This is a genomic window from Bradyrhizobium sp. CB82 (genome assembly GCF_029714405.1).
Classification (GTDB): Bacteria; Pseudomonadota; Alphaproteobacteria; order Rhizobiales; family Xanthobacteraceae; genus Bradyrhizobium.
In genome coordinates, this window is record NZ_CP121650.1 from 6,232,390 (window position 1) to 6,245,781 (window position 13,392).

The window sequence follows — 13,392 nt, forward strand, 5'->3', positions numbered from 1 at the left end:
AACGAGAACCGCACATGTCCGATGCATCGTCCCATTCCCCACGTTGGTGGCCGACGACCTATTACCCCGATCCGGCGATCAGTGCACTAGACCCAAGGTTTGAGAAATACTGGCTGAAGCTCTCGGCTGTGGAACGCCTCACGACCGGCCTGCGCTGGGCCGAGGGCCCGGTGTGGTTCGGTGACGGGCGATATCTCCTCTGCAGTGACATCCCCAACCAGCGCATCATCAAATGGGAGGAGGAGACCGGAGCGGTTTCCGTTTTCCGAAAGCCCTCCAACTTCGCCAACGGCAACACAAGGGATCGCCAGGGTCGGTTGATCACCTGCGAACATGGCGGCCGCCGCGTGGTGCGCACCGAATATGACGGCGCGATCACGGTGCTGATGGATTCGTTCGGCGGCAAGCGACTGAACTCGCCGAACGACGTCGTCGTGAAGTCCGACGGTTCGATCTGGTTCACCGACCCCGTGTTCGGGCTGCTCGGCAATTACGAGGGCTACAAGGCGGAATCGGAGATCGATCCGAACGTGTACCGGCTCGATCCGGCGACCGGAAAGGCGACCATTGTCGCCGAGGGCGTGCTCGGGCCGAACGGGCTATGCTTCTCGCCGGACGAGAAGATCCTCTACGTGGTGGAATCGCGCGGGCAACCGAACCGCAAGATCCTCGCCTATGACGTAGCGCCCGATGGCACCACGATCTCCAACAAGCGCGTCTTCATCGATGCGGGGCCCGGCACGCCGGACGGCATGCGGTGCGACATCGACGGCAATCTCTGGTGCGGCTGGGGCATGGGCGACCCCGAGCTCGACGGCGTCGTGGTGTTCGCGCCCGACGGCGTCATGATCGGCCGCATCGCCCTGCCCGAACGCTGCGCCAACCTCTGCTTTGGCGGGCTGAAGCGCAACCGGCTGTTCATGGCCGCGAGCCAGTCGATCTACGCGCTCTATGTGAACACGCAGGGCGCACTGGGCGGATAGGCCCGGGCGCGTAGGGTGAGCAAAGCGAAGCGTGCCCACCCTACGAGCTCCTCACTGAAAACGACAACGCCGGAGCGGTTTCCCGCTCCGGCGCTGCAATTGTTCGTGACGTGCTTAGGCCGCGTTGAACCCGGCGACGGCCTTCACCTCGAGGAAATCCTCGAGACCGTACTTGCCCCACTCGCGGCCGTTGCCGGACTGCTTGTAGCCGCCGAACGGCGCGCTGCGGTCATTGGGCACGCCCTGGAGGTTGACGTTGCCGGCGCGGATCTGGCGCGCGACCTTCTTGGCGTTCTCGACCGTGTCAGCCGAGACGTAGCCCGCGAGACCATAGGGCGTATCGTTGGCGATGCGCACGGCGTCGGCCTCGTCCTTGGCGCCGATGATGGTCAGCACCGGTCCAAAGATCTCCTCCTTCGCGATCGTCATCTCGTTGGTGACGTCGGCGAAGATGGTCGGGCGGACGTAGAACCCCTTGTTGACGCCCTCGGGGAGGCCCGGGCCGCCGGCGACGAGGGTAGCGCCCTCGTCGATGCCCTTCTTGATCAGCGCCTGGATCTTGTCCCACTGGCCGCGGTTGACGACCGGGCCGATGGTGGTGCCTTCGCCGCGCGGATCGCCCGCCTTGGTCTTGTCGGCAACCGCCTTCGCGATCGCGGCAACTTCCTTCATCTTGGACAGCGGCACGATCATGCGCGAGGGCGCATTGCAGGACTGGCCCGAGTTGTTGAACATATGCATCACGCCGCCGGTCACCGCCTTCGTGAGGTCGGCACCTTCGAGGATGACATTCGGCGACTTGCCGCCGAGCTCCTGGCTGACGCGCTTCACGGTGGGAGCCGCGCGCTTGGCGACATCGATGCCGGCGCGGGTCGAACCGGTGAACGAGATCATGTCGATGTCCGGATGCTCGCTCATGGCGGCACCAACCTCGGGGCCGAGACCGTTGACGAGGTTGAACACGCCCTTCGGCACACCGGCTTCATGGAGGATTTCCGCGAAGATCAGCGCCGAGGTCGGCGTGAACTCCGACGGCTTCAGGATCATGGTGCAGCCGGCGGCGAGCGCGGGCGCCACCTTGCAGGCGATCTGATTGAGCGGCCAGTTCCACGGCGTGATCATGCCGACCACGCCAACCGGCTCACACAGCACCATGGCGGTGCCAACCGGTTCCTCGAAATGATAGTTCTTGAGCACCTCGAGCGTGGTCATGAGGTGGCCGAGGCCAGCGCCGGCCTGAAGCTTCTCCGCCATCGGCAGCGGCGCGCCCATCTCGTCGGAAACGGCCGCGCCAATCTCCTTGAGGCGGCCCTTGTAGATCTCGATGACCTTGGAGAGCAGCGCGACGCGCTCCTCGCGGCTGGTCTGGGAATAGGTGGCAAAGGCGCGCTTCGCGGCAGCCACAGCCTTGTCCACGTCGGCCTTGGAGCCGAGCGCAACCTCATACATCGCCTCTTCCGTCGCCGGATTGACGACCGGCGTGGACTTCTTGACGGCGGGATCGACCCAAGCGCCGTCGATGTAGAATTGCATGCGATTGACCATTGTAGACCTCTTCTTTTCGCAAATGGAGCGGGCGTTTCGGCAGGCATCCTTGCACGAAAGCCGGGGGAGTTGAACCCGCCCCCATGCTTGACCTGCGATGCGGCGGACGCGCGGGAATATGATCGCGGGACGAAGCCGTGGCAAGGTCTCTCGCTGTGGTCATTCCGGGGCGTGCGTTAGCGCGAACCCGGAATCTCGAGATTCCGGGTTCGATGCTTCGCATCGCCCCGGAATGACGGCGGGCTGCTATACCGCCATCTTCCGATGCAGCACCGGTGCGCCGGTGGTGAGGCTTTCGGCCGCATCGATGATGGCGTTGGCATCGAGTCCATGGTGGCGGTAGAGATCCGCGATGGTGCCGGTCTGGCCGAACTGCTCGACGCCCAGCGCCTCGACGCGATGGCCGCGGACGCTGCCGAGCCAGCCAAGCGTGGCCGGATGGCCGTCGATCACGGTCACGAGACCGCAATCGCGCGGCACCGGCGCCAAAAGCTTTTCGATATGGCTCAAATGCTGCACGCCGCGGCGATCACGCCGCAATTTCCGCGCGGCGGTCCAGCCAGCATGCAGGCGGTCGGCCGAGGTGATCGCAAGCAGGCCGACGTCGCGGCGGCTCTCGCCGATGAAGCCGGTCGCCTCGATCGCCTCCGGCGCCACCGCGCCGGTATAGGCGATCACGACTTCGGCATTGGGTCCCGGCTTGCGCAACCAATAGGCGCCGTCGGTGATGCCCTGCGCGAGCTCGGGAGTCATAATCCGCTGCGCCTGCTCGATGCTGCGCGTCGACAGACGCAAGTAGACCGAGCCGCCCTCGCCCGCCTCGCGCTGCATGTGGTCGAACCCCCAGCCCATGATCACGGCGAGTTCGTCGACAAAGGCCGGCTCGAAGGATGAGAGCCCGTCCTGCGCCATGCCGATCAAAGGCGTTGCGATCGACTGATGCGCGCCGCCTTCGGGGGCGAGCGTGATGCCCGAGGGCGTCGCAGCCACCATGAAGCGAGCATCCTGATAGCAGGCATAATTCAGCGCATCGAGGCCGCGCTCGATGAAGGGATCATAGAGCGTACCGACCGGCAACAACCGCTCGCCGTTGATCTGATGCGAAAGGCCCAGGGCCGACATCATGATGAACAGGTTCATCTCGGCAATGCCGAGCTCGAGATGCTGCCCCTTGGGCGATGCATCCCAGTTGAAGGTCGATGGAATTTTCTCACTGCGGAATAAATCGGCCTTCTCGGCGCGCGCAAACAGGCCGCGGCGATTGACCCAGGGACCGAGATTGGTCGAAACGGTGACGTCGGGCGACGTCGTGACGATGCGCTTCGCAAGCTCGCTGTCGCTGCGCGCGATCTCGTTCAGCACCAGCCCGAAACCCTGCTGGGTCGACATTTGCTTCGACGGCTTGAAGGTGAGCTGAGCGGGCACCTCGACAACAGGCGCGGTCAGCCGGCGGCCGTCCTGGTTGAAGGGAACGTGCGCGAGGAAGGCTTCGAGCCCGGCAGCGTCCTGCGCCATGCCCTCGAACTTGTCCCACTCATGTCCAGGGCGGATGTTCTGAATGCTGCGAAACTTCTCTATCTGCGCGACCGTCATCAGGCCGGCGTGATTGTCCTTGTGGCCCTGGAACGGCAGGCCGACACCCTTGATGGTGTAGGCGATGAAGCAAACGGGCCGATCGTGATCGATCTTTTCGAACGCCTCCAGCATGCTCGCCATGTCGTGACCGCCGAGGTTCGACATCAGCGCCAGCAGATCATCGTCGCTGCGGCGGTCGATCAGCTTGGTGATCGGCCCCTGGTCGCCGATCTCGTCGTGCAGATGCTTGCGGAAGGCCGCCCCGCCCTGAAAGCACAGCGCCGCGTAGAGCGCGTTCGGGCAGTTGTCGATCCACGCTTTCAGCGCCTCGCCACCGGGCTCGGAGAAAGCCTCGCGCATCAGGCGGCCGTATTTCACGATCACCACGTCCCAGCCGAAATTGCGGAACATGGTCTCGAACTTTTCCCAGAGCCCTTCGCGCACGACGGCATCGAGCGACTGCCTGTTGTAGTCGACCACCCACCAGGTGTTGCGCAGGCCGTGCTTCCATCCCTCGGCCAATGCCTCGAAAATGTTGCCCTCGTCCATCTCGGCGTCGCCGACCAGCGCGATCATCCGCCCCTCGCGGCGATCCTTCATCCAGCCATGCGCCTTGACGTAATCCTGCACCAGCGAGGAGAACAGCGTCTGCGCAACGCCGAGGCCGACCGAGCCGGTCGAGAAGTCGACGTCGTCGATATCCTTGGTGCGCGAGGGATAGGACTGCGCGCCCTTGAAGCCGCGAAAATTCTCCAGCTTCTCGCGGGTTTGCCGACCGAACAGATACTGGATGGCGTGGAACACCGGGCTCGCATGCGGCTTCACCGCGACGCGATCCTCAGGTTTCAGCACGTGGAAATACAGCGCCGACATGATGGTCGCGAGCGAGGCGGAAGAGGCCTGATGGCCGCCGACCTTCAGGCCGTCCGCGTTGGGGCGGACGTGGTTGGCGTGATGGATGGTCCAGGACGACAGCCACAGCACCTTGCGGGCGAGCGCGGACAATGTGTCGAGGCGAGCGGAATCAACGGGCATGGCAATGCTCCGGAAAATGATGCCCCATGATACGCCTGCGGGAGCCGGCAAAATTCTCAATTTTTCGCGCCATACCCGCCAATATTGGGATATTTTACCAAAGAATAGTCACCCCATGCAGGTTTCATCCCAATGCCCGAGCTCGACGCCATCGACCGAAAGATCCTTGCCCTGCTCCAGACGGACAGCCGGCTGACCATGCAGGAGCTCGCCGACAAGGTCGGGCTGTCGGTCTCGCCCTGCCACCGCCGGGTGAAGCTTCTCGAAGAGCGCGGCGTCATCACGCGCTACATCGCGACCGTCGACCAGAAGGCGCTGGGGCTGCATGTCAGCGTCTTCATCTCGATCAAGCTGGCACGGCAGAAGGAGGAGGACCTCAACCGCTTTGCGCGAGCGATCTCTAAATGGGATGAGGTTTTGGAGTGCTATCTGATGACCGGCAATCGCGACTATCTCTTGCGCGTGGTCGCCGCCGATCTCTCATCCTATGAAGCATTCCTGAAGAACAAGCTGACCCGGCTCGACGGCATCGCCTCGATCGAGTCGAGCTTTGCACTGAGCCAGGTGAAATATTCGATCGCGCTGCCGGTATAAGGCAACTCCCTCCCGTCATTGCGAGCGAGGCGAAGCAATCCAGAGGTATTTCCACGGATACGGTCTGGATTACTTCGTCGTTTCGCTCCTCGCAATGACGGCTTTCCTACCTCCACGGCTGCACGATGATCTTGGTGTGCGCCTCGGGATTGGCGAGGTCGGTTCTGCGCGTGCTCGGCCCAGGCCGCATAGGGCTGCGACGCGCGGGAATCGATGACAATGTCGGCGCCGAGCTTTGCCGCAAGCGCGCGCCGCGCCGGCGAATAATCCGCAGCGACGATCGGGCGCAGGCCCTTGATCCTCAGCGCCGCGATGACCGCTAATCCCACAGGTCCGCAACCGATGACCAGCGGCACCTCGCCGCCGCGCACGTTTGCCTTGGCGACCGCATGGACGCCGACCGCGAGCGGCTCGGTGAGCGCGGCGTGCTCCGCGGCGAGGCCGTTCGGCACTTCGAGCAGGAGGGGTTCGCTGAACAGCATCGCCTCGGCATAGCCGCCGATGTTGTCGTTGGAATAGCCGATGCCCTGGATGCCCGCCGGCGTCAGCAACGCCGGCAGCGAGCACACGCGCGCACCTCGCTTCAGCTTGCGTTCGGTGCCCGGACCGTAATCGACGATCTCGCAGCAGAACTCGTGGCAGCCCTGAGATATTGCGTCAGGCGTTCGGTGAACGCTCTTCGAGCACCAAAAGCTGGGCGCGGCGGACGCGCTCGCGATGGGCGATATAGAGTCCGCTCGCGACGATGAACGCGGCGCCCGTGATGGTCCAGACATCCGGCAGTTCGCCGAAGATGAAGAAGCCCAGAATGCTGACCCACAGCAATTGCGTGTAGGAGAACGGAGCCAACACCGAAGCATCACCATAGCGATAGGCGAGCACGATGATCCACTGGCCGACCGTAGAGGCGATGCCGATGAAGATACCGAGCCCAATGGCAGTCCAGCTCGGCGTGACCCAGACGAACGGCACCATCGCAGTGAGGATCGCAAGACCTGTCAGCGCGGAATAGGCCATCGTGGTGACGACGGCTTCCCGCCCGCTTATCATGCGAGTCAGGATCAGCGCGGCCGCCCAGCAGAACGCCGAGACGATCGGGAAGAACGCGGCGACGTGAAACGCGTTCGAGCCCGGCCGCAGGATGATCATGACGCCGACGAGGCCCAGCGCGGTTGCGAGCCAGCGGCGCAGGCCGACCTTCTCGCTCAGGAAGATGATCGACAGCGCCGTGACGAACAGCGGCGAGACGAAGCCCGTGGCGGATGCCTCAGCGATGGGGAGAAAGCGCAAGCCGGTGATGAAGAACAGCGAGGAGCCGAGCAGCGCGGCGCCGCGCATCAACTGAAGGCCGAGCCGCTCGGTACGCATCGCATAGAGCGGCGAGGCCGGCAGCATCACCGGCGTGAACATCAGTGCGAAAGTCAGGAAGCGGATCCAGGTAATCTCGATCGAAGGCAGGCTCGTCGAAAGATATTTCGCTGTGACGTCGGAGCAGCCGAGGAACACGGTCGACAGCAGGACCAGCGCAATGCCTTTGAAAGGATGGTCGACGCGCGCGAGTGCGCGGCGTGCGGCCTGCTTCTTCTCGGGCATGGGCACGGAAATACTGTCGAGCCTTGCGGCTGCGGCGGGCGGCGGTGTCACGGCTGGAACTCGGGAAAATGCGAATCTTATGAGCCCTATAGAAACGACAATTGCGCCGCGTTCACAACGCCCGAAAACAGGAAGCCGATATGCGCTGATGGGCACGCATGTGAACGCTCCATTAATAAAGTTCGCTTTTTTGCGCTACAGCATCGGCAGGCTGCGCGGCTTGCTTCCGCGTGGAAACGCCGCGTCCAGCGCGGCGATGTCGTCTCTGGTCAATACGAGATCACCACTTGCCGCATTCTCGCCAGCATGTTCGGCGGACGACGCCTTCGGGATCGCGAACACCGTAGTTGCACGGGTGAGGAAGCCGAGCGCCACCTGACGCGGCGTCGCGCGGTGCGCCTCTGCGATGCGCGCGAGCACCGCGCCGCCCTTGCTCGAGCTTGCCGGAAAATCGTCATGGCCGAACGGCGAATAGGCCACCACCGCGACACCGTGCCGCTCACACCACGGGATCACCGCATGCTCGATCGCGCGCTCCTTGAGATGATACAGCACCTGATTGCAGGCGATTTTGCCGTCGCCGGCGACGCCGAGGATGTCGTCGAGATCGTCGGCGTCGAAGTTGGACACGCCCCAGGATTTGATCTTGCCGGCCTTCACCAGCTCCTCGAACGCGGCAACGGTGTCCTCCAGCGGATAGGAACCGCGCCAGTGCAGCAAATAGCAGTCGAGCCGGTTCGTTTTTAGCCGTTTGAGCGAGCGCTCACAGGCGGTGACGGTGCCGCGGCGCGAAGCATTGCTCGGCAGCACTTTCGAGACCAGGAACACCTCGTCGCGGCGGCCGGCAATCGCATCCGCAATGACGAGCTCCGCATCGCCGTACATCTCGGCGGTGTCGATGTGCGTCATCCCAAGATCAAGCCCGCGCTGAAGCGCCGCAATCGCGCGCTTGCGGTCGCCGTGGTCGAGATACCAGGTGCCCTGTCCGATGGCGGGGACATTGGCGCCGGTGCGGCCGAAGGGCTTTGTGTTCACGATCATCTCCGATGTCTATTTCCCTCTCCCCGTCCTTACGGTGAGAGGGTTGGGGTGAAAGGGGCTGCTTCAGCAATTCGATGGCAGAGAAGCTCGCGGAGGCTGCCCATCACCCGGATCGGAGCACAGCTTTGTCTCGATCAGGCGGGGCGGCGCTTTCCAGGTACGTCATGGTTGTTCGTTTTGTTCGACCAGACAATAACGCCAGCATATGCGACTGAACCGGTACGTCACAGCGACTTTTACAACAACCTTCACCGGTCGCGCAGCACCCGCAGCGCGTTCAGGATCACGGCGACGTCAATCACCTCCTGCAAGATCGCGCCCTCGACCGGCGTCAGGTAGCCGAACGCAGCGGCGATCATGCCAAGCGTCGACAGGCCGATGCCGGCAATCACGCTTTGAAGCGCGATGAAGCGTGCGCGGCGCGCGATCTCGATCGCGGGCAAAATGCGGTCGAGCGTGTCGACCAGCAACACGGCGTCGGCTGCTTCCGCCGACGCGGCGGCACCCGTCGCGCCCATGGCGACGCCGATGTCGGCAGCCGCAAGCGCCGGGGCGTCGTTGACGCCGTCGCCCACCATCATCACCGGACCGGCTTTGCGTTCCGAAAGCACCACCATGACCTTCTGGTCCGGGGTCAGCTCGGCACGAACCGCATCGAGGCCGAGGCCGGCCGCGATGGCCTCGGCCACATCGCGGCGGTCGCCGGTGGCGAGCACAATGCGCTCGACACCGAGGCGCCGCAACTTGGCGAGCAGTCCCTCGATGCCGGCGCGCAGCTCGTCGGCGAGCACGATCCGGCCGGCAAGCCGTCCGTCAAGCGCGAGCCATACGGCGACCGCGCCCGGCGCGGTCTGCGCGGGCTCGGTTGCGCCCTGGTTCGGATCCGGCAATTGCGACCGCACATAGCGGCGGCCACCGACGGCGACGAAGCGCCCCTGCACGCGTCCCTTGACGCCTTCACCGGGCGTCTCCGCGACATCGGCCGGAATCAACAGGGCGAGCTTGCGGCGCCGCGCCTCGGCGACCAGAGCCTGCGCGATGACGTGCTTGGAGGCCTGATCGAGCGATGCGGCGATGCGCAGTACGTCGTCCTCGCCGAATCCTTCCGCGGCGTGGACGGCAACCACCCTCGCCCTGCCGTCGGTGAGCGTGCCGGTCTTGTCGACCACGAGCGAGCCGATGCGCGCCATCGTCTCGAGCGCCTTGCCGCCTTTGATCAGGATGCCGTGATGCGCCGCGCGCGACAGGCCGGCCACGATGGCGACCGGCACAGCGAGGATCAGCGGGCATGGCGTCGCCACCACCAGCACCGCCACCATGCGGATCGGATCCCGCGTCCAGGCCCAGGCCGCGCCCGCGATCGCGAGCGTGGCGATCAGGAACACGATCGCATAGCGATCGGCGAGCCGCGCCATCGGCGCCCTGGCGCGCTGCGCGGCCTCGACCAGTCGGACGATACCCGCATAGGTGCTTTGCGCCGCCGGGCGTGTGGCGACGATGTCGAAGGCTTCGCCGGCATTGGTCGCTCCGCTCATCACGGCTTCGCCGGCCTTGCACTGTACCGGCAGAGATTCCCCCGTCAGCGCAGACTGGTCAAGCACGGCAAGCGGGCTTGCGAGCGTGCCATCGGCCGGCACGATCTCGCCCTGGCGGATCAGAAGACGGTCGCCCGTTGCGACCAGCTCGACGTCGATCTCCTCAAGCCGATGGTCGCGATGACGCATCGCCTTGCGCGGGGCACGGGCGAGCAGCGCCGTCATCTCGCGACGCGCATGGCCTTCAGCAAGGTCCTCCAGGTATTGCCCGCCGGCATACATCAGCGCGACCACGGCGGCCGCCAGCTCCTCGCCGACCACCAGCGCCGACGTCATCGAGAGCGCTGCCACGATGTCGAGCCCGAGATCGCCGCGTTTCAGTCGCAGCACGATCTCGACCAGAAGTGCAAGCAGCACCGGCAGCGTCGCGATCGCCCAGACCAGGTCCGCCCACGCCGAAAAGCCGGATGCGCGCAGCACGAAGCCGAGCACGAGCCCCGCGGCAGGAAAGCCGATCAGGAAGGGTCGAATGGGAACGTCGGATGCGGACACGAAAAAACGCCGGCAGGGTTGCGCGGGCGGCAAGGATGGCAGAGGGAGTATCGTGCGGCGATGACCTAGATCAAGGCGTCAGATGCTGGAAGGTCGTTGCAACACCACTGCTGTCATGCCCCGCGAAAGCGGGCATCCAGTACCACGCAGCCTATCAATTGATCTCAGGCGTCTCGGAGGACTGGATCGCCCGGCCAAGCCGGGCGATGACGCCGGAGTATTTGGCTCAGCTCGCAGCACCCGCGAACTTTGCCTCCTTCGCGGCGCCACCCGTCTCCGCAATCAGCCGCTTCAGCTCGGGAATGCAGGAGCCGCAATTGGTGCCGGCTTTGAGTTTTGCGCCGATCTCGGCCGCGCTGCGCGCGCCGGCAGCAATGGTGTCGCAGATGGTGGCGCGCCCGACGCCGAAACAGGCGCAGACCACGGGACCGGTCGAGGCGACGCCCTCGGTCGACTTGCCGGAGAGCAGGAGACGGCGCTGCTCGTCGCTGACGGTGTTTGCCGCGAAAAGGCTCTTCACTACCTCCCAGTCACCGGCATCATGGGCAGGGCCGATGAACAGGCAGGCCTCGATGCGATCGCCGACGAAGGACGCGGCGCGATAGACGCCGCCGCCGAAATCACGGTACTCGGCGACATCCTCGCCAGCAACGCCGTGCAACCACGCCGGCCAGCGCGACAGGTCCGCGTTGTCGGCGAAGAGATAGCCATAGCCGCCGCCGATCGCAACACGCGCCCACCACAGATGCGGCGGCAGCATCAGCTGCTTGCGCGACAGCGCAAAGCCGCGGAAGACGTATTCATATGGCGCGATCGCGGCCGGCGTCGCCTTGGTTTCCGGCTGCCCCGAAAACGGATCGTTGAACGACTGCACCAGCGCGCCGATGCGGCCGTGCGAGGTGTTCATCGCGCTCCAGTGGATCGGCGCGAACAGCGTGCCGCGCTGCTGGCGCTCGCTGACCACGACCTTCAAAATGCACCGGCCATAATCGGTGGTGACGCGGGCAAAGCTGTCGTCAGCGACGCCGTATTTGCCGGCGTCATCCGGATGAATCTCGACGAACGGCTCCGGCAGATGCGCCCCGAGCCGCTGGCTGAGGCCGGTGCGGGTCATGGTGTGCCACTGGTCGCGGATGCGTCCGGTGTTCAGCCGCAGGGGTCGCGCCGCATTGGTCTCGCTGCGCAGCGCCGGCACTTCTGGCGCAACGAAACGGCCCTTGCCGTCATTGGTGAAGAAGCCGCCGTTCGCAAAGAAACGCTCTCCGGACGGCTGGCCCTCGCGCGCCGGCCATTGCAGCGGCACCAGCGCGTCATAGGCTTCGTCGGACACCGATTGCAGCGCGCCGATGTCGAAGTCACGGCTGCCATCATTCTCGAACGCGGAAAGCGCAGCATGCTCGCGGAAGATCTCGGCAGCCGATTTGTAGTTGAAGCCCTCGCCGAAGCCGAGGCGCCTTGCGACCTGGCTCAGAATCCACCAGTCCGGCCGCGCCTCGCCCGGCGCCGGCAGGAACGATCGCTGCCGCGAGATGCGGCGCTCGGAATTGGTCACCGTGCCCGACTTCTCGCCCCAGGCGAGCGCGGGCAACAGCACATGGGGCCCCGCCTCGACCGTGTCGTTGGAGAGTACGTTCTCCGAGACCACGAACAGCTCGAGCTTCTTCAGCGCCTCACGCACGAGATCGGCATCCGGCAGCGACACCGCAGGATTGGTGCCCATGACCCACAACGCCTTGACCTCGCCGCGGTTGATCGCGTCGAACAGCTGCACCGCCTTGAGCCCCTCATGGGTGGCGATGCGCGGCGCCTTCCAGAACCGGCGCACGCGATCGATCTCGGGCGGCGTGAACATCATGTGCGCAGCGAGCTGATTGGCGAGCCCGCCGACTTCGCGCCCGCCCATCGCATTGGGCTGTCCCGTGAGCGAGAACGGCGAGGCCCCGGGCTTGCCGATCCGGCCCGTGGCGAGATGGCAGTTGAGGATGGCGTTGACCTTGTCGGTGCCCTGCGCCGACTGGTTGACGCCTTGCGAGTATAGCGTGACGACGCGCTCCGTCTCGCGGAACATCGCGAAGAACGCCGCGACGTCCTGCTCCGACAGGCCGGTCGCGAGTGCCGTAGCCGTGGCGCTGCCGGCGATGCTGCGTGCGCGCGCCAGCGCATCGTCGAAGCCCGACGTATTGTTCTCGATGTAGTCTTTGTCGAGAGCGCCGTTGTCGGCGAGATGAACGAACAGGCCTGAGAACAGCGCGGTGTCGGTTCCGGGCTTGACGCCCAGGAACAGATCGATATCGCTCGCAGTGTCGGTGCGGCGCGGATCGATCACGACGATCCGCGCACCACGCTCCTCCTTGTTCCTGCGCATGCGCTGGAACAGGATCGGATGGCACCAGGCGGCATTGGAGCCGACCAGCACGAGCAGATCGGCCTGGTCGAGATCCTCATAGCAACCGGGCACGGTGTCGGCGCCGAACGCGCGGCGATGGCCCGCGACCGATGACGACATGCAGAGCCGCGAATTGGTGTCGACATTCGCCGTGCCGACAAAACCCTTCATCAGCTTGTTGGCGACGTAATAGTCCTCGGTCAGCAGCTGGCCGGAGAGATACAAGGCGACCGCATCCGCGCCGTCGCGCGCAACGATATGCTGCATGCGATGGGCGACATGGTCGAGCGCGTCGCTCCAGGCGACGCGTTCGAGCGTGCCCTTGCAGCGGATCATCGGATAGAGCACCCGGCCCTCGAGCCCGACGGTCTCGCCGAGCGCCGAACCCTTGGAGCAGAGCCGGCCGAAATTGGCGGGATGCTCGGGATCGCCGGCGATCGCAGCCCCACCCTTGCCGTCGGGCGTCGCCAGCACGCCGCAGCCGACGCCACAATAGGGGCAGGTCGTGCGGGTGGTGCGAAGCGTCGGATCGATTGCGGTCATTCCAGGCAGC

9 protein-coding genes are annotated in these 13,392 nt (G+C 65.0%); 2 read left to right on the forward strand and 7 right to left on the reverse strand.

What is annotated here, in order from left to right:
- Positions 1 to 14 precede the first annotated feature (14 nt).
- Positions 15 to 983: an SMP-30/gluconolactonase/LRE family protein gene (locus tag QA640_RS30290; RefSeq protein ID WP_283036524.1), complete on the forward strand. Its 969-nt coding sequence runs from the start codon at positions 15 to 17 to the stop codon at positions 981 to 983.
- Positions 984 to 1,097: 114 nt separating this feature from the next.
- Here QA640_RS30290 and QA640_RS30295 read toward each other — a convergent pair whose 3' ends face one another.
- Complete coding sequence (locus tag QA640_RS30295; protein ID WP_283036525.1) at positions 1,098 to 2,528, reverse strand: aldehyde dehydrogenase family protein; 1,431 nt, start codon at positions 2,526 to 2,528, stop codon at positions 1,098 to 1,100.
- Between the two features lie 246 nt (positions 2,529 to 2,774).
- Positions 2,775 to 5,138 (reverse strand): transketolase, encoded by a 2,364-nt coding sequence (locus QA640_RS30300; protein ID WP_283036526.1) that lies wholly within the window; start codon positions 5,136 to 5,138, stop codon positions 2,775 to 2,777.
- Between the two features lie 132 nt (positions 5,139 to 5,270).
- On the opposite strand from QA640_RS30300, the gene QA640_RS30305 reads away from it, so the two are divergent.
- Positions 5,271 to 5,732, forward strand: a complete 462-nt coding sequence (locus QA640_RS30305; RefSeq protein WP_027525536.1) for an Lrp/AsnC family transcriptional regulator — start codon at positions 5,271 to 5,273, stop codon at positions 5,730 to 5,732.
- Here the strand turns inward: QA640_RS30305 and QA640_RS30310 are convergent.
- The 5 genes from QA640_RS30310 to QA640_RS30330 form a co-directional block, all read right to left on the reverse strand.
- Positions 5,624 to 6,301, reverse strand: coding sequence for a zinc-binding dehydrogenase (locus QA640_RS30310; RefSeq protein WP_283036527.1), 678 nt, complete (start codon positions 6,299 to 6,301; stop codon positions 5,624 to 5,626). The genes QA640_RS30305 and QA640_RS30310 overlap by 109 nt on opposite strands.
- Positions 6,302 to 6,389: 88 nt before the next feature.
- Positions 6,390 to 7,325 (reverse strand): DMT family transporter, encoded by a 936-nt coding sequence (locus QA640_RS30315; RefSeq protein ID WP_283042930.1) that lies wholly within the window; start codon positions 7,323 to 7,325, stop codon positions 6,390 to 6,392.
- Between the two features lie 195 nt (positions 7,326 to 7,520).
- The gene (locus QA640_RS30320; protein WP_283036528.1) at positions 7,521 to 8,360 is read right to left on the reverse strand and encodes an aldo/keto reductase; all 840 of its coding nucleotides are present in this window, start codon (positions 8,358 to 8,360) and stop codon (positions 7,521 to 7,523) included.
- 254 nt (positions 8,361 to 8,614) lie between these two features.
- Positions 8,615 to 10,453: a heavy metal translocating P-type ATPase gene (locus tag QA640_RS30325; protein WP_283036529.1), complete on the reverse strand. Its 1,839-nt coding sequence runs from the start codon at positions 10,451 to 10,453 to the stop codon at positions 8,615 to 8,617.
- Positions 10,454 to 10,679: 226 nt separating this feature from the next.
- Entirely contained in the window at positions 10,680 to 13,382 is a 2,703-nt protein-coding gene (locus QA640_RS30330; protein ID WP_283036530.1) for a nitrate reductase, read from the reverse strand.
- Positions 13,383 to 13,392: the final 10 nt, after the last annotated feature.